Origin of the sequence: Variovorax sp. PvP013 (genome assembly GCF_050435945.1) — a bacterium.
Taxonomy (GTDB): domain Bacteria; phylum Pseudomonadota; class Gammaproteobacteria; order Burkholderiales; family Burkholderiaceae_C; genus Variovorax.
Genome location: NZ_JBNDLF010000001.1, coordinates 1,008,947 through 1,024,307, shown reverse-complemented (window position 1 = coordinate 1,024,307; position 15,361 = coordinate 1,008,947). Strand labels below are relative to the sequence as shown.

The 15,361-nt window shown below is 71.4% G+C and carries 12 protein-coding genes and 1 tRNA gene; 7 read left to right on the top strand and 6 right to left on the bottom strand.

The window, feature by feature from the left end:
• Nucleotides 1-25 precede the first annotated feature (25 nt).
• Both serB and mfd read right to left on the bottom strand, forming a co-directional pair.
• A complete protein-coding gene (gene serB, locus ABID77_RS04905) occupies nt 26-736 on the bottom strand; it encodes a phosphoserine phosphatase SerB (RefSeq protein WP_429591683.1) in 711 nt (236 codons plus the stop codon).
• Nucleotides 733-4,230, bottom strand: a complete 3,498-nt coding sequence (mfd, locus tag ABID77_RS04900; protein ID WP_429591681.1) for a transcription-repair coupling factor — start codon at nt 4,228-4,230, stop codon at nt 733-735. The genes serB and mfd overlap by 4 nt, the downstream gene beginning before the upstream one ends.
• A gap of 143 nt (nt 4,231-4,373) precedes the next feature.
• Between mfd and ispD the strand changes: the two genes are divergently transcribed.
• Together ispD and ispF are read left to right on the top strand one after the other, a co-directional pair.
• Nucleotides 4,374-5,120, top strand: a complete 747-nt coding sequence (ispD, locus tag ABID77_RS04895) for a 2-C-methyl-D-erythritol 4-phosphate cytidylyltransferase (protein ID WP_429591678.1) — start codon at nt 4,374-4,376, stop codon at nt 5,118-5,120.
• A gap of 32 nt (nt 5,121-5,152) precedes the next feature.
• Nucleotides 5,153-5,713: a 2-C-methyl-D-erythritol 2,4-cyclodiphosphate synthase gene (gene ispF, locus ABID77_RS04890; protein ID WP_429591675.1), complete on the top strand. Its 561-nt coding sequence runs from the start codon at nt 5,153-5,155 to the stop codon at nt 5,711-5,713.
• Between the two features lie 19 nt (nt 5,714-5,732).
• On the opposite strand, the gene ABID77_RS04885 is transcribed toward ispF, so the two are convergent.
• Both ABID77_RS04885 and ompR read right to left on the bottom strand, forming a co-directional pair.
• Nucleotides 5,733-7,166, bottom strand: a complete 1,434-nt coding sequence (locus tag ABID77_RS04885; RefSeq protein ID WP_429593291.1) for an ATP-binding protein — start codon at nt 7,164-7,166, stop codon at nt 5,733-5,735.
• Between the two features lie 86 nt (nt 7,167-7,252).
• The gene (gene ompR, locus ABID77_RS04880; protein WP_429591673.1) at nt 7,253-7,984 is read right to left on the bottom strand and encodes a two-component system response regulator OmpR; all 732 of its coding nucleotides are present in this window, start codon (nt 7,982-7,984) and stop codon (nt 7,253-7,255) included.
• A 183-nt stretch (nt 7,985-8,167) separates the two neighbouring features.
• Between ompR and ABID77_RS04875 the strand changes: the two genes are divergently transcribed.
• From ABID77_RS04875 to ABID77_RS04855, 5 genes are all read left to right on the top strand, one after another.
• Nucleotides 8,168-8,557, top strand: a complete 390-nt coding sequence (locus tag ABID77_RS04875) for a hypothetical protein (RefSeq protein ID WP_429591670.1) — start codon at nt 8,168-8,170, stop codon at nt 8,555-8,557.
• 167 nt (nt 8,558-8,724) lie between these two features.
• Nucleotides 8,725-9,360: an SIMPL domain-containing protein gene (locus ABID77_RS04870; protein WP_429593287.1), complete on the top strand. Its 636-nt coding sequence runs from the start codon at nt 8,725-8,727 to the stop codon at nt 9,358-9,360.
• A 107-nt stretch (nt 9,361-9,467) separates the two neighbouring features.
• Entirely contained in the window at nt 9,468-10,436 is a 969-nt protein-coding gene (locus tag ABID77_RS04865; protein WP_429591667.1) for an alpha/beta fold hydrolase, read from the top strand.
• A gap of 32 nt (nt 10,437-10,468) precedes the next feature.
• Nucleotides 10,469-12,721, top strand: a complete 2,253-nt coding sequence (locus tag ABID77_RS04860) for a RelA/SpoT family protein (RefSeq protein ID WP_429591664.1) — start codon at nt 10,469-10,471, stop codon at nt 12,719-12,721.
• Between the two features lie 45 nt (nt 12,722-12,766).
• A tRNA-Val gene (locus ABID77_RS04855) sits at nt 12,767-12,843 on the top strand.
• A 66-nt stretch (nt 12,844-12,909) separates the two neighbouring features.
• On the opposite strand, the gene ABID77_RS04850 is transcribed toward ABID77_RS04855, so the two are convergent.
• Nucleotides 12,910-14,286, bottom strand: coding sequence for a class II fumarate hydratase (locus ABID77_RS04850; protein ID WP_429591662.1), 1,377 nt, complete (start codon nt 14,284-14,286; stop codon nt 12,910-12,912).
• A gap of 5 nt (nt 14,287-14,291) precedes the next feature.
• Nucleotides 14,292-15,281: a tripartite tricarboxylate transporter substrate binding protein BugD gene (locus ABID77_RS04845; protein ID WP_429591659.1), complete on the bottom strand. Its 990-nt coding sequence runs from the start codon at nt 15,279-15,281 to the stop codon at nt 14,292-14,294.
• Between the last annotated feature and the right edge of the window lie 80 nt (nt 15,282-15,361).

Below are 15,361 nucleotides of genomic sequence, written 5' to 3'. Positions count from 1 at the left end.
GGGGGCGTCGCGCGACGCCCCGGCCTCAGCGCAGCACTTCCAGCAGCCGGTCGAGTCCGCCCGAATCGATCGCCACCATGGCCTGCTCGCGCACCTTCGGCTTGGCGTGGAAGGCGACCGACAGGCCGGCCGCGCCCATCATCGGCAGGTCGTTGGCGCCGTCGCCCACGGCGATGGTCCGCTCGGGCGGCAGGCCCAGCAGCGAGGCCACCTCCAGCAGCGTGCGGCGCTTCTCGGCGCCGTCGCAGATGTCGCCCCAGCATTGCGGCACCACGCGGCCGGTGAGATGGCCGTCGGCCTCCTCCAGCAGGTTGGAACGCGCGAAGTCGATGCCCAGGCGCGCCTTCACACGGTCGGCGAAGAAGGTGAAGCCGCCCGAGACCAGCAGCACCTTCAGGCCGGCCGCCCGGCAGGCCGCGACCAGCGTCTCGGCGCCCGGGTTGAGGTGCAGCCGCTCGTCGTGGACCCGCTGCAGCGCCGCCACCGGCACGCCCTCGAGCAGCGCCACGCGGCGCGTCAGGCTCTCCTTGAAGTCCTTGATCTCGCCGCGCATCGTGGCCTCGGTGATGGCCGCGACCTCGGCCTTCTTGCCCACCGCGTCGGCGATCTCGTCGATGCACTCGATGTCGATGAGGGTCGAGTCCATGTCGAAGGCGATCAGGCCGAAGTCGGCCAGGCGCAGGGGCGGGGTGAAGCGTTGGAGGACGAGGCCGGGGGCGAAGGCGGAAGAGGTCATGCGGGAAGGGCTTCCTGTGTGCGGGGTTGTCCGAGGCTGCGCAGCACGTCGCGCACCATCTGCGCGCGGTCCTTGGGCTCCTTGAGTTCGCGCTCGATGCGCAGCTTCTCGTTGCCCGCGAGCTTGATGTGCCGGTTCTTCTGGATCAGGTGGATGATCGCCATCGAGTCGATCGGCGGGTCCTTCCTGAAGGTGATGTTGATGACGCCCGGGGCGGCGTCGACCTTCACCACGCCGTAGGGCCGGGCCAGCACGCGCAGGCGGTGCACGTCGATCAGGGTCTGGGCCTGCGGCGGCAGCTTGCCGAAGCGGTCGACGATCTCCTCGAGCAGGTGGTCGATCTGGTCGGATGTCTTCGCCGTGGCGAGCTTCTTGTAGAACGACAGGCGCAGGTGCACGTCGCCGCAGTAGTCGTCGGGCAGCAGGGCGGGGGCGTGCAGGTTGATCTCGGTGGTGACCGACAGCGGCGCGAGCAGGTCGGGCTCCTGGCCGGCCTTGAGCGCGCGCACGGCCTCGCCGAGCATCTCGTTGTAGAGCTGGAAGCCGATCTCCATCATGTTGCCGCTCTGGTTCTCGCCCAGCACCTCGCCGGTGCCGCGGATCTCCAGGTCGTGCATCGCCAGGTAGAAGCCGCTGCCGAGTTCCTCCATCTGCTGGATGGCCTCCAGCCGCTGGGAGGCGTGCTTGGTCAGGCCCTCGATGTCCGGCACCATGAGGTAGGCGTAGGCCTGGTGGTGGCTGCGCCCGACGCGTCCGCGCAGCTGGTGCAGCTGCGCCAGGCCGAACTTGTCGGCGCGGCTCATGACGATGGTGTTGGCCGTGGGCACGTCGATGCCGGTCTCGATGATGGTCGAGCACAGCAACATGTTGTAGCGCTGGGCCACGAAGTCGCGCATCACGCGCTCGAGCTCGCGCTCGGGCATCTGGCCGTGCGCCACGGCGATGCGCGCCTCCGGCAGGATCTCCTCGAGCTTCTGGCGCCGGTTCTGGATCGTCTCGACCTCGTTGTGCAGGAAGTAGACCTGCCCGCCGCGCTTGAGCTCGCGCAGCACGGCCTCGCGGATGACGCCGTTGCCCTCGGTGCGCACGAAGGTCTTGATCGCCAGGCGCCGCTGCGGCGCTGTGGCGATGACGCTCAGGTCGCGCAGGCCTTCCAGCGCCATGCCCAGCGTGCGCGGGATCGGCGTGGCGGTCAGCGTGAGCACGTCGACCTCGGCGCGCATCGCCTTCATGGCCTCCTTGTGGCGCACGCCGAAGCGATGCTCCTCGTCGATGATGAGCAGGCCCAGGTTCTTGAACTGCACCGTCTGCGACAGCAGCTTGTGCGTGCCCACGACGATGTCGATGGTGCCGTCGGCCAGCCCCCTGGCGGCGGCCGCGATCTCCTTGGCCGAGCGGAAGCGGCTCATCTCGGCCACGCGCACCGGCCACTTGGCGAAGCGGTCGACCAGCGTCTGGTAGTGCTGCTCGGCCAGCAGCGTGGTGGGCGCCAGGAAGGCGACCTGCTTGCCGCCCGTCACGGCGATGAAGGCGGCGCGCAGGGCGACCTCGGTCTTGCCGAAGCCGACGTCGCCGCACACCAGCCGGTCCATCGGCTGGGGCGAGATCATGTCCTGCACCACGGCGTGGATGGCCGCCTTCTGGTCGGGCGTCTCCTGGAAGCCGAAGTCGTTGGCGAAGACCTCGTAGTCGGCGCCGGAATAGCGGAAGGCGTGGCCCTCGCGCGCCGCGCGCCGGGCGTAGATGTTCAGCAGCTCGGCGGCCGAGTCGCGCACCTGCTCGGCGGCCTTGCGCTTGGCCTTGTCCCACTGGCCCGAGCCCAGCTTGTGCAGCGGCGCCTCGTCCGCGCTCACGCCGGTGTAGCGGCTGATCTGGTGCAGCTGGCTGACCGGCACGTAGAGCGTGGCCTTGTCGGCGTACTCCAGGTGCAGCATCTCCTGCATCAGCGGCTTGCCCTCGGCGTCGGTGCCCTGGCCGAGGTCCATGTTGACCAGCCCGCGGTAGCGGCCGATGCCGTGCGCGGTGTGCACCACCGGGTCGCCGATGTTGAGTTCGGCGAGGTCCTTGATCAGCGCCTCGACGTCGCTGACCTGCTCCTGGCGCTTGTTGCGCCGGCGCGTGGTCGGCGCGGCGGCGAACAGCTCGGTCTCGGTGACGAAGTCGATGCCGCGTTCGCCCCAGGCGAAGCCCGAGGCCAGCGCCGCCGTGGCGATGCCGATCTTCTCGCCCTCGTCGGCCTCGAAGCCGGCGAGCGAGTCGAACACCGGCGGACCGACCCCGCTCGCGCGCAGGAAGTCCAGCAGGCTCTCGCGCCGGCCGTCGCTCTCGGCGAGCAGCAGCACGCGGTGCGGCGTCGTGCGGATGTGTTCCTTCAGGCGCAGCAGGGGGTCGTCGGCGCCGCGCACCACGGCGAAGGCCGGCAGGGGCTCGAACTCGGCGTAGGCGGGCGTGCCAGACTCGGCCTCGCCGCGCAGGGCGAGCTGCGGATGCGGCTTGGCGCGCTGGTAGAACTGCTCGGCGCCGAGGAACAGCGCCTCGGGCGGCAGGGCCGGGCGCTCGGGGTCGCCGCGCACCAGGCGGTAGCGCTCGGCCGTGTCCTGCCAGAAGTGCTGGAAGGCCGGCTCCAGGTCGCCGTGCAGCACCACCGTGGCGTCGTCGCCCAGGTAGTCGAAGACGGTCGCCGTCTCCTCGAAGAACAGCGGCAGGTAGTACTCGATGCCGGCGGTGGCGACGCCGTTGCCCATGTCCTTGTAGATACGGCTCTTGGTCGGGTCGCCTTCGAGCAGTTCGCGCCAGCGGCCGCGGAAGCGCGCGCGGGCGTCGTCGTCCATCGGGAACTCGCGCCCGGGCAGCAGGCGCACCTCGGGCACGGGGTAGAGGCTGCGCTGGGTGTCGGGGTCGAAGGTGCGGATCGAGTCGATCTCGTCGTCGAACAGGTCGACGCGGAAGGGCACCGGCGAGCCCATCGGGAACAGGTCGATCAGGCCGCCGCGCACCGCGTACTCGCCCGGGCTGACCACCTGCGTCACGTGGCTGTAGCCCGCCAGCGTGAGCTGCGCCTTGAGCTTGGACTCCTCCAGCTTCTGCCGGGTCTTGAAGTGGAAGGTGTAGCCGGCCAGGAAGGACGGCGGCGCCAGCCGGTAGAGCGCGGTGGTGGCCGGCACCAGGATCACGTCGGCCTCGCGCCGGCCACCGTGCGGCAGGATGCGCCAGAGCGTCGCCAGCCGTTCGCTGATCAGGTCCTGGTGCGGCGAGAAGCTGTCGTAGGGCAGCGTCTCCCAGTCGGGGAAGAGGGCGCAGCGCAGGTCGGGCGCGAAGAAGGCCAGCTCGTCGATCAGGCGCTGCGCGTCGTTGGCGTCGGCGGTGAAGATCGCCGTGGCCCGGCCGGCCTGGGTCTCGCGCGTGGCGAGCTGGGCCAGCAGCAGCGCGTCGGCCGACAGGGGCGGGCGCGGGAGGGTGAAACGCTTGCCGGCGGGGAGCTGAGGGAGATCCATGAGAGGTGACATGCCCGGATGAGGATGCAAATGCGCGGTGCGCATGCAGAACACCCCGCGCCGGGTGGCGAGGGGTGCGATGCGACGGATTCTAGAATGGCGACCCCTCCGCTGCCGGCCCTCTCCCGGGCGTCCCTCATCCCATGTTGGCCTTGCCGGCGCCCCGTTGCTTCGTCCTGATTCCGTGCGCCGGAACCGGCTCCCGCGCGGGCGGCGGCCGGGTGCCCAAGCAGTACCGGCGCATCGCCGGGCGGCCGATGGTGGCGCACACGATCGAGGTCTTCCGCGCGCTGCCGGGGCGCTTCGCCGCGCTCGCGCTGGTGGTTTCGCCGGGGGATGCCGAGGTCGCCGCCGCGCTGCCGGACTTCCCCGGGCCGGGCGAGCACCTGCTGGGCGTCGGCGGCGCGACCCGGGCCGCCACCGTGCTCGCCGGCCTGAACGCGCTGTGCGACCGGGCCGGCGCCCGCGCGCACGACTGGGTGCTGGTGCACGACGCCGCCCGTTGCCTGGTCACGCCGGCGCAGGTCGACGCGCTGATCGCCGCCTGCGCGCACGACGCCGTCGGCGGCTTGCTGGCGCACCGGCTGGCCGACACGCTCAAGGCCGCGTCGGCCGACGGCCGCGTCGCCGCCACCCTGCCGCGCGCCGACAAGTGGCTGGCCCAGACGCCGCAGATGTTCCGCATCGGCCTGCTGTGCGAGGCGCTGGCGCTCGCGGGCGACGGCGTCACCGACGAGGCGGGCGCCATCGAGGCGATGGGCCTGGCGCCGCTGCTGGTGGCCGGCAGCGCGCGCAACTTCAAGCTCACCTACGCCGAGGACTTCGAGCTGGCCGAGGCGCTGCTCGCGCCGCGCCGGCCGGACCTCGATCCGCCCACCGACTTTTCCTGATCGCTCTCCGAGCGCTCCCTGATCGCCCCGCCATGACGACGACGCCTTCCTCCCCCGATGCCACCTCGCCCGCCTCCGGCCCCGCCGCCACGCCCTTCGACCTCCGCGTGGGCGAGGGCTGGGACGTGCACCAGCTCGTGGCCGGCCGCAAGCTGATCCTCGGCGGCGTCGAGGTGCCGCACACCACCGGGCTGCTCGGCCACTCCGATGCCGACGTGCTGCTCCACGCCATCACCGACGCCCTGCTCGGCGCCGCCGGCCTGGGCGACATCGGCCGTCATTTCCCCGACACCGACGCCCGGTTCCGCGGCGCCGACTCGGCCGTGCTGCTGGCCGAGGCGATGCGCCGCGTGGGCGCCGAGGGCTGGCGCGTCGGCAACCTCGACACCACCGTGATCGCGCAGGCGCCCAAGCTGGCGCCGCACATCCCGGCCATGCGCGAGCGCATCGCGGCGGTGCTGGGGCTCGCGCCGGCACAGGTGAACGTGAAGGCCAAGACGGCCGAGAAGCTCGGGCCGGTGGGCGAGGGACGGGCGATGGAGGCGCGCGCGGTCGTGCTGCTGCACCGCCAGGGCGCGGCGGCACAGCGCTGACGCGCCGGGCCGCCGAACGTCATTTCCCCGGTCGACGGTCGTCCGGTTTCAGGCCCTGGCGCGGTGGCTCCGCCCGCGGCGGGAACGCGCGCGGCAGCCGGATGTGCGCCGCGAAGCCGCGTCCCGGCGTGCTGGTCAGGGCGAAGGTGCCGCCCATGCGGTCGATGTTCTTGGCCACGATCGACAGGCCCAGCCCGGCGCCGGCGGCCGAGGTGCGCGCCGCGTCGCCGCGGAAGAAGGGCTTGGTCAGCTGGGGCAGGGTGTCGGCCGGCACGCCCGCGCCGTGGTCGCGCACCTTGATGAGCACCGCCTCGTCGTGCGCCTGGGCCTGGATCGTCACGTTGGCCACGCCCGTGCCGGGCGTCTGGCCGTAGCGGCGTGCGTTCTCCACCAGGTTGGAGAGCACGCGCGTGATCTCGACCTCGTCGGCCGTCACGCGCAGGTCCGCCGGCACCTCGACCTTGATGCGGATGTCGTCGTGGTCCTGCACGGCGTAGGTGCAGGCGTCGACCACGTCGCGCAGCAGCACGGCCGTGACGTCGACGTGGTCGGGCCGCGCATAGTCGAGGAACTTGTCGATGATCGAGTCGAGCTGGGCGATGTCGGCGGCCATGTGGTCGCGCGCGTCCTCGTCGGCCACGCTCATCTCGGTCTCCAGGCGCAGTCGCGCGAGCGGCGTGCGCAGGTCGTGCGAGATGCCCGCGAGCATCACGGCGCGGTCCTGCTCGATCTTGGCGAGCTGGTCGGCCATGCGGTTGAAGCCGATGTTGACGGCGCGGATCTCGTTGGTGCGCGCGCTCTCGTCGAGCCGGTGGGCCTCGTACTCGCCCTCGCGCACCTGCAGCGTCGCGCGCGAGAGGTGCTTGAGCGGGCGGTTGATGAAGCCGGCGATGAGCGCGGCGCCGGCCAGCGACAGCATGATGCCGGTGATCAGCCACACCGCCCAGGTGCGCCCGCCGACGTGGGTGAAGCGCGTGGGGTCGAGCAGCAGCCAGTAGGCGTCGCTCTCGATCGTGAAGCCGACCCACAGGCCGGCCTCCTCGTTGACGCGGCTGGCCACCGTCGTGCCGGCACCCAGCCGGGCGATCAGCTCGTCGGTCACGCGATGGTCCAGCGTGGCGCTGGAGTAGGGTTCGTAGCGGTCGTTGGCCTCGCGCGGCAGGATGCGCACGCCCTCCTGGTCGGCCAGCGTCTTGATCAGCGAGACCCGCGTGACGGCGTCCGAGTACACCAGCGCCGCCCGCGTCAGGTTGACCAGCGAGGCGATCTGGTGCGCCGTCTGCAGGGCGCGCGGCTCGTACTCGAGGGCGCGGAAGGTTTGCAGCCAGGCCACCGTGCAGCCCAGCAGCAGCAGGGCCAGCAGGAAGAAGGTGCGCCAGAACAGGCTGAACCCCAGCCGCAGCCCGAAGCCGCGTCGACGCACCCGGCCACCGCTCTCCAGCGGGCTGGGCATCGTCACCTGGGCCGCGTCCTCGCCGAAGTTCGGCAGGGTGGGGGGAGGGGCCTGAGCGCGCATCGGCCGGCGTCGCTCCGGCGGGCTCAGGACGTGCCGTCCGGAACGAACACGTAGCCCACGCCCCAGACCGTCTGGATGTAGCGCGGCGCGGCGGCATCGGCCTCCACCAGCTTGCGCAGGCGCGAGATCTGCACGTCCAGGCTGCGGTCGAAGGGTTCGAACTCGCGGCCGCGGGCGAGCTGCGCGAGCTTCTCGCGCGACAGCGGCTGGCGCGGGTGGCGCACCAGCGCCTTGAGCATGGCGAACTCGCCGGTGGTCAGCGAGAGCTCCTCGCCGTCCTTCCTGAGCGTGCGCGAGCCGAGGTCGAAGCTGAAGGGACCGAAGGTCACCGTCTCGTTCTCGGCCGACGGCGCACCCGGCGCCTCCAGCGGCGGCCGGCGACGCAGCACGGCGTGCACGCGCGCGAGCAGTTCGCGCGGGTTGAAGGGCTTGCCCAGGTAGTCGTCGGCGCCCACTTCGAGGCCGACGATGCGGTCCACGTCCTCGCCCTTGGCGGTGAGCATGATGATCGGCGTGCGGTCGTTGGCCGCGCGCAGGCGGCGGCACACCGAGAGTCCGTCCTCGCCCGGCATCATCAGGTCCAGCACGATCAGGTCGACCGTGTCGCGCAGCAGGATGCGGTTGAGTGCCTTGCCATCCTCGGCCACGATGACCTCGAAACCTTCCTGCGTGAGGTAGCGGCGCAGCAGGTCTCGGATGCGTGCGTCGTCGTCGACGATCACGACCTTGTCGGTGCGGGAGAGGGTTTGATTCATTATTTCTACAACACTGAATTTGTAACAGGCGCGATTTTGACGGCGTTGCCATGCCGTCGCCGCTTTTAACTAGTGCTTTGACACTAAGTTACACAACTTGCGACCATTCGCCCGGAAGCGCTCCGCGGGCGCCGGGCGCTGGCAAAGTAGGCCTTTTGCCCCACGGTGTCCGATCCGCTTCCGATGAACCACAAGAGAACCCGAACCCTGCATCTCCTGCTGATGTGCGCCAGTCCGTCGCTCTGGGCCGCGTCGCAGGCACCGGGGCCGCTGGGCGTGGTGCAGGTGGGCAGCGCGCACCGCGACGACATCCGCCGCACGGTGGAGCGCCATCGCGACGCCCAGCGCGAGGAGGTGCGGCGCGGCGAGCTGGCCGCCGGCCGGCGTCTGACGCCCGCCGAGCTGCTGGAGCTGCGCGCCCAGGTCCGCCAGCATTCGCAGACGGTGGCCGAAGGCGACGTCGAGGCGCAGCAGGGCGGCACCCGCACGGCGACCGAGGCCCGGCCGGCCGCACCGATGCTGCCGACCTCCGCCCGTTCGCTGACAATGCCGCGCAGCCAGCGCCAGCCGTAGACGGTGCCGTCGATGCGACGGGCCGCGGTACGGCCGGCCTTCCTCCGTCGCCTTCATCCAGGATCTCCGCCTTGACCTTCCCACGCCCGCGATCGATCGCCGCCGCTACCGCCGCCGCCGCACTCTGTCTCCTGACCGCCATCCCGGGCGTCGCGTCGGCCCAGGGCATGACGCCGCCGCAGAACGTGCTGCAGCTCTCCGCCGCCGGCACGGTCGAGGTCCAGCAGGACCTGCTGAGCATCACCCTCAACACCACGCGCGACGCGGCCGACGCCGCCACCGTGCAGACCCAGCTGCGCACCGCCCTGGAGGCCGCCCTGGCCGAGGCGAAGAAGAACGCGCTGCCCGGCCAGCTCGACGTGCGCACCGGCAACTTCAGCCTGTCGCCGCGCTACACGCGCGAGGGCAAGATCAGCGGCTGGCAGGGCACGACCGAGCTGGTGCTCGAAGGCCGCGACTTCGCCCGCATCACGCAGACCGCCGGGCGCATCACCACGCTGAGCATGGGCAACGTCGGCTTCGGGCTCAGCCGCGAGGAGCGCGCGAAGGTCGAGACCCGGGCGCAGACCCTGGCCATCGAGAATTTCAGGCAGAAGGCCGACGAGCTCGCGCGCGGCTTCGGCTTCGGCGGCTACACGCTGCGCGAGGTGGCGGTCAACGCCAACGAGGGCGGCCCCGAGCGCCCGCGCATGATGGCCATGCAGGCCAAGTCGATGGCCGCCGCCGACGCGCCGGTCCCGGTGGAGGCCGGCAAGGCCAGCGTCGTGGTCACCGTCTCCGGTTCGATACAGCTCAAGGAGTAAGTCGCGGCGATGCCTCACAGGCATGAGACACATCGGGCGGCGGGCATCATTTACGATGCCGCACGACCTTCGTTGACCTCTCTTCGCGCCGCCCGGCGCGCGCTGCCATGACCTCACCCGACCTCTCCTTCGTGACCTGCGCCGACGCCCAGGGCGGCCACCGCATGGCGTACTGGCAATGGGGCGATGCGCGGAGCGCGCACGTCGTGCTGTGCGTGCACGGGCTGACCCGGCAGGGCCGCGATTTCGACGCGCTGGCACGGGCCATCGTGGAGCGCGCCGGCGGCGACGTGCGGGTCGTCTGCCCCGACGTCGCCGGCCGCGGCCACAGCGACTGGCTGCGCGACCCGACCGGCTACCAGGTGCCGTTCTACGCCGCCGACATGGTCGCGCTGATCGCCCGGCTGCACGGCGAGCGGCCCATCGCGACGCTCGACTACGTCGGCACCAGCATGGGCGGCCTGATCGGCCTCGTGGTCGCTGGTCACAGGGACCTGCCGCTGCCCACGCCCGTGCACCGCTTCGTGATCAACGACGTCGGTCCGACGCTCGACCCGGCCGCGCTGCAGCGCATCGGCAGCTACGTGGGGCAGAGCGGGCGCTACGCCACGCTGCAGGAGGCCGCCGATGCGATGTGGACGCTGTCGAGCGGCTTCGGCCCGCACACGGGCGAGCAGTGGCTGGCGCTGTCGCGCCACATGGTCGCCGCGGCGTCGCGGCGCACGGCCGACGGCAGCGCCAAGGTCGACGACGCGTCGGGAGCCGATCCCCTGGCCGAGCCCGAAGGCCCGCTGCTGCTGCACTACGACCCCGCCATCGCGGTGCCGTTCCGCGCCGCGACGCCCGAGGCCGCCGCCCAGGGCGAGGCCATGCTGTGGGCGCTCTACGACGCCATCACCGCGCCGACGCTGCTGGTGCGCGGCGCGCAGTCCGACCTGATCACGCCCGAGACGGCGCGGCGGATGACGCAGCGCGGACCGCGCGCGACGCTGGTCGAATTCGACGGCGTCGGCCATGCGCCGACCTTCGTCGACCCGGCCCAGAGCGCGGCCGTGACCGCGTTCCTGTTCGATTGAGCGCGCCGGACTCCACCACGGGAGCGAACCGGATGAAGCGCGGTCCCGTCAGTCCGCCGGCGGCGCCGGCCCTGCCCGACGGCCTCGACGCGAGCGCGGCGGACTACCCGCTGTCGGTCGCGACGGCCGACCACGCGCCGCCCATCGACCACATGCTGGTGCGCGCGCGCTCCTTCGCCGAGCCGCTGATCGCCGACGAGACGCTCGACACCGGCGAGAACACCCTCGCGCACGCCGACGCGGTCGCGGCCATCGTCGCGGCCATGGGCGGCTCCGAGGCGATGCAGGCGGCGAGCTACCTGGTCTACACCTGCCAGCACCTCAACCGGCCGCAGGAGGTGATCGCCAAGGTCTTCGGCGAAAACTTCGCCGCGTTGGCCGTCGAGACCACCAAGCTGGTCAACGTGCAGAAGCAGGCCCGCAGCGCGACGGCCGGCGCGCATTCGGCCGACGGCGGCGCCCAGACCGAGAACGTGCGCAAGATGCTGCTGGCGTTCTCGCGCGACCTGCGCGTGGTCATGCTGCGCCTGGCCTCGCGGCTGCAGACACTGCGCCACGCCGCGGCCAGCCGCCGGCCGGTGCCCGAGGCGGTGGCGCGCGAGTCGCTGGAGGTGTTCGCGCCGCTGTCGAGCCGGCTGGGCATCTGGCAGGTCAAGTGGGAGATCGAGGACCTGTCGTTCCGCTTCCTGGAACCCGAGACCTACAAGCTCATCGCCCGCCTGCTCGACGAGAAGCGCGTCGAGCGCGAGGGCTACGTCGAGCAGCTGCGCAGCCGGCTCGAGCACGAGCTCCACGGCCAGGGCATCGGCGCGACCGTGCAGGGGCGGCCCAAGAACATCTACAGCATCGTCAAGAAGATGCGCGGCAAGTCGCTCGACTTCAACCAGGTCTTCGACATCCTAGCGCTGCGCGTGGTGGTGCCCGAGGTGCGCGACTGCTATGCCGCGCTGGACTGGGTGCATACGCACTTCGAGCCCATCCACGAGGAGTTCGACGACTACATCGCGCGCCCCAAGGCCAACGGCTACCAGTCGCTGCACACGGTGGTGCGCAAGGTGCAAGACGGCAAGGTGGGCAAGCCCATCGAGATCCAGATCCGCACCGAGCGCATGCACGACCACGCCGAGCACGGCGTGGCCGCGCACTGGGCCTACAAGGAGGCCGGACCGCGCGGCTACGCGGGCGTGTGGGCGGGCGGCGAGTACGACGCCAAGATTGCCGTGCTGCGCCAGCTGCTGGCGTGGGAGCGCGACCTCTCCGACGGCCGGCAGGGCCAGGGCCTGTTCGACGACCGCATCTACGTGCTCACGCCCGACGCCTCCATCGTCGAGCTGCCCCAGGGCGCGACGGCGGTCGACTTCGCCTACACCGTGCACACCAGCCTGGGCCACCGCTGCCGCGGCGCGCGTATCGACGGCGTCATGCTGCCGCTGAACACGCCGCTGCAGAACGGCCAGACGGTGGAGGTCATCGCGGCGAAGGAGGGCGGTCCCTCGCGCGACTGGCTCAACGCGGAGCTGGGCTACCTGGCGAGCCATCGCGCGCGCGCCAAGGTGCGCGCCTGGTTCAACGCCCAGGTGACCCACGAGACGGTGGCGCGCGGACGCGAGGCGGTCGAGAAGCTGCTGCAGCGCGAAGGCCGCACCGCCTTCAAGCTGGAAGACCTGGCGTCGCAGCTGGGCTTCAAGTCCGCCGACCACCTGTTCGAGGTCGTCGGCAAGGACGAGTTCTCGCTGCGCAACATCGAGATGCTGCTGCGTCCGCCCAGCCCGGCGCCGGGCCCGGACGACGGCGTGCTCATCCGCAAGTCCCGCGGCAGCGAGAAGTCGGGCAAGGGCGGCGTGCTGGTGGTGGGCGTGTCCTCGCTGATGACGCAGCTGGCCAAGTGCTGCCGGCCGGCACCGCCCGACGCCATCGGCGGCTTCGTCACGCGCGGCCACGGCGTGAGCGTGCACCGCGCCGACTGCAGCAATTTCCGCACGATGGCCGCGCACAGCGCCGAGCGGGTGATCGACGTCGAGTGGGGCACGCCCAAGGCCTCGGCCGAGCAGCCGGTCTACGCCGTCGACGTGGCGGTCGAGGCCGCCGACCGCCAGGGCCTGCTGCGCGACATCTCCGACGTGCTGGCGCGCGAGAAGATGAACGTGATCGGCGTGCAGACGCAGTCGGTCAAGGGCACGGCATGGATGACCTTCACCGTCGAGATCGCCAGCGCCGCTCGGCTGCAGCACGTGCTGGGCATCGTCGCGACGGTGCCGGGCGTGCGTTCCGCGCGTCGGCGTTGACCATGGCCGAATTTTCGTGCCATAATCGCGCTCTCGAATAAACGCAGGCGCGTAGCTCAGTTGGTTAGAGCACCACCTTGACATGGTGGGGGTCGTTGGTTCGAATCCAATCGCGCCTACCAACTCACACTTGGTAGAAAAACAAAGCCTTCCAGACCCACGGTCCGGAAGGCTTTTTGTTTGGCCGCTCAGGCCGCCCCGCCCACGGTGCGGTCGTACGTCTCCCCGTCGATCACCCCCAGTTCCAGCGCCGCCGCGCGCGGCGTGCCGCCGGTCGCCAGCGCGTGGGCGGTGATGCGCGCCACGGCGTCGTAGCCCAGCAGCGGGTTGAGCGCGGTCACCTGCAGCAACGCGTTTTCGACGTTCGCGGCCAGCCGCGCGCGGTCGACGTCGATGTCCTTCACCAGCCGCGATGCGAAGACGCGCGATGCGTCGGCGAGCACGCGCAGCGACTGCAGCAGGTTGTGGATCAGCACCGGCTTGGCCACGTTGAGTTCGAACAGGCCCGACGCGTTGGCCATGGTGATGGTGGCGTGATTGCCCATGGCCTGCAGGCACGCCTGCACCAGTGCCTCGGCGATGGTCGGGTTGCGCTTGCCCGGCATGATCGAGCTGGTCAGGCCGTCGTCGGGGATGCGCAGCTCGCCCAAGCCGCAGCGCGGCCCGGAGCCCAGCAGGCGCACGTCGTTGGCGATCTTGACCAGCGACGAGGCCAGCACGTTGAGCGCGCCCGACAGCTCCACCAGGGCGTCGTGCGCCGACATGCCCTCGAACTTGCTCGGGTTGGGCGTGAAGGCGATGCCGGTCAGCGCGGAGAGCTCCTCGCAGAACATCGCGTCGAAGCCGGCCGGCGCGTTCAGGCCGGTGCCGGCGGCGGTGCCGCCCTGGGGCAGCGCGCGCAGGCGCGGCGCGCAGGCGTCGAGCCGGTCGATGCCGTGGCCGACCTGGCGCGCGAAGGTGTCGAAGGTCTGGCCGACCTTCATCGGCACGGCGTCCATCAGGTGCGTGCGGGCGATCTTCGGCACGTCGGCGAAGGCGACGGCGCGCTCGGCCAGCGTGTCGCGCAGCAGCGCCAGCGCGGGCTTCAGGCGTTGCTCGACCTCCAGCACGGCAACGAGGTGCATGACGGTCGGAAAGCTGTCGTTGGACGACTGCGAGGCGTTGACGTGGTCGTTCGGGTGCACCGGCGCCTTGGTGCCCAATGGCTGGCCGAGCCGCTCGTTGGCGCGGTTGGCGACGATCTCGTTGGCGTTCATGTTGGTCTGCGTGCCGGAGCCGGTCTGCCACACGGTCAACGGGAAGTGGTCGTCGAAGCGGCCGTCGCGCAGTTCGGCCGCCGCCGCGACGATGGCCTCGGCGCGCGCGGCGTCGAGCGCTCCGCAGCGCAGGTTGGCGCGCGCGGCGGCCATCTTCTGCAGCCCGAAGGCGCGCACCAGGCCGGCCGGGAAGCGCTCCTCGCCGATGTCGAACACCGCCAGCGCGCGCTGCGTCTGCGCGCCCCAGTAGCGGTCCGCCGGGATCTCGACGGGGCCGAAGGCGTCGCGTTCGACGCGCGTGGCGGTCATCGGGCTCAGTCCAGCGAGATGTGGGTCTTGGACGCGACCGACTTCCAGCGCGCCACCTCGGCCTCGGTGTGGCGGCCCAGCGCCGCGCCGGTGGTCTGCTCCGGCGGCAGCATCTGGATCGCCTGCTCGGCCATCCTGTCGGTGAAGGCCTTGTCGGTCATGACCTTCAGGTAGGCCGCCTGCACCTTGTCGATCACCGGCTGCGGCGTGCCCTTGGGCGCGTAGATGCCGTACCAGGTCGAGGCCTCGAAGTTCGGCAGCACGGTCTCGGCCAGCGTCGGCACGTCCTTGAGCTGCGGCAGGCGCACCTTCGAGGTCACGGCCAGCGGGCGCACCTTGGCTTCCCTGATCTGCGGCAGGGCGGTGTTGGTCTGGTCGAAGATGCCGTCGACCTGGCCGCCGATGACGTCGATGAGCGCCGGCCCGGCGCCCTTGTAGGGCACCTGCGAGACCTTGATGCCGGCCGAGGCGGCGAACAGCGCGGCGATCAGGTGCGAGCTGGAGCCGACGCCGGCGTTGCTGATGAAGAGCTTGTCCGGATTGGCCTTGCCGTAGGCGACGAAGGCCTGGATGTCCTTGGCGGGATGCTCCTTGCGCACCATCAGCACCAGCGGCGTGTCGGGGAAGCGGAACACCGGCGCGAAGTCCTTGACCGGGTCGTAGCTGAGCTTCTTGTAGAGCGCCGGCGCGGCGCCCATGTAGCCCATGTGGCCGACCAGCATGCTGTAGCCGTCGGCCGGCGCGCGCGCCGCCTTGGCCGCGCCCACCGTGCCGCCGGCGCCGGGCGAGTTGTCGATGACGATGGGCTGGCCGAGCTCGCGGCCCACGCGCTCGGCGATGCCGCGCGCCAGCGCGTCGGTGGGCCCGCCGGCGGCGAAGGGCACGATCCAGGTCACGGGCCGGGCGGGGTAGGTCTGGGCCGCGGCCGCATGGGCCGTCAGGGCCGCCGCGATGGCCAGCAGGCCGCGCACGGCGATCTTCTCGAATGCGTTCATGGAAGTCTCCTCAGGTGATGGAAGGCGGAAGGCGGAAGGCGGAAGGCGGGTCCGGTCCGGTCCGGCCCGGCCCGGCGGGC

Bases quoted from the DNA above. Each gene is read 5' to 3' on its own strand.
- ABID77_RS04850 (WP_429591662.1), bottom strand. From the start codon at position 14,286: ATGACCGCCACGCGCGTCGAACGCGACGCCTTCGGCCCCGTCGAGATC.
- ispD (WP_429591678.1), top strand. From the start codon at position 4,374: ATGTTGGCCTTGCCGGCGCCCCGTTGCTTCGTCCTGATTCCGTGCGCC.
- ompR (WP_429591673.1), bottom strand. From the start codon at position 7,984: ATGAATCAAACCCTCTCCCGCACCGACAAGGTCGTGATCGTCGACGAC.
- ABID77_RS04845 (WP_429591659.1), bottom strand. From the start codon at position 15,281: ATGAACGCATTCGAGAAGATCGCCGTGCGCGGCCTGCTGGCCATCGCG.
- ABID77_RS04885 (WP_429593291.1), bottom strand. From the start codon at position 7,166: ATGCCCAGCCCGCTGGAGAGCGGTGGCCGGGTGCGTCGACGCGGCTTC.
- ABID77_RS04870 (WP_429593287.1), top strand. From the start codon at position 8,725: ATGACGCCGCCGCAGAACGTGCTGCAGCTCTCCGCCGCCGGCACGGTC.
- ABID77_RS04860 (WP_429591664.1), top strand. From the start codon at position 10,469: ATGAAGCGCGGTCCCGTCAGTCCGCCGGCGGCGCCGGCCCTGCCCGAC.
- ABID77_RS04865 (WP_429591667.1), top strand. From the start codon at position 9,468: ATGACCTCACCCGACCTCTCCTTCGTGACCTGCGCCGACGCCCAGGGC.
- ABID77_RS04875 (WP_429591670.1), top strand. From the start codon at position 8,168: ATGAACCACAAGAGAACCCGAACCCTGCATCTCCTGCTGATGTGCGCC.
- serB (WP_429591683.1), bottom strand. From the start codon at position 736: ATGACCTCTTCCGCCTTCGCCCCCGGCCTCGTCCTCCAACGCTTCACC.
- ispF (WP_429591675.1), top strand. From the start codon at position 5,153: ATGACGACGACGCCTTCCTCCCCCGATGCCACCTCGCCCGCCTCCGGC.
- mfd (WP_429591681.1), bottom strand. From the start codon at position 4,230: ATGGATCTCCCTCAGCTCCCCGCCGGCAAGCGTTTCACCCTCCCGCGC.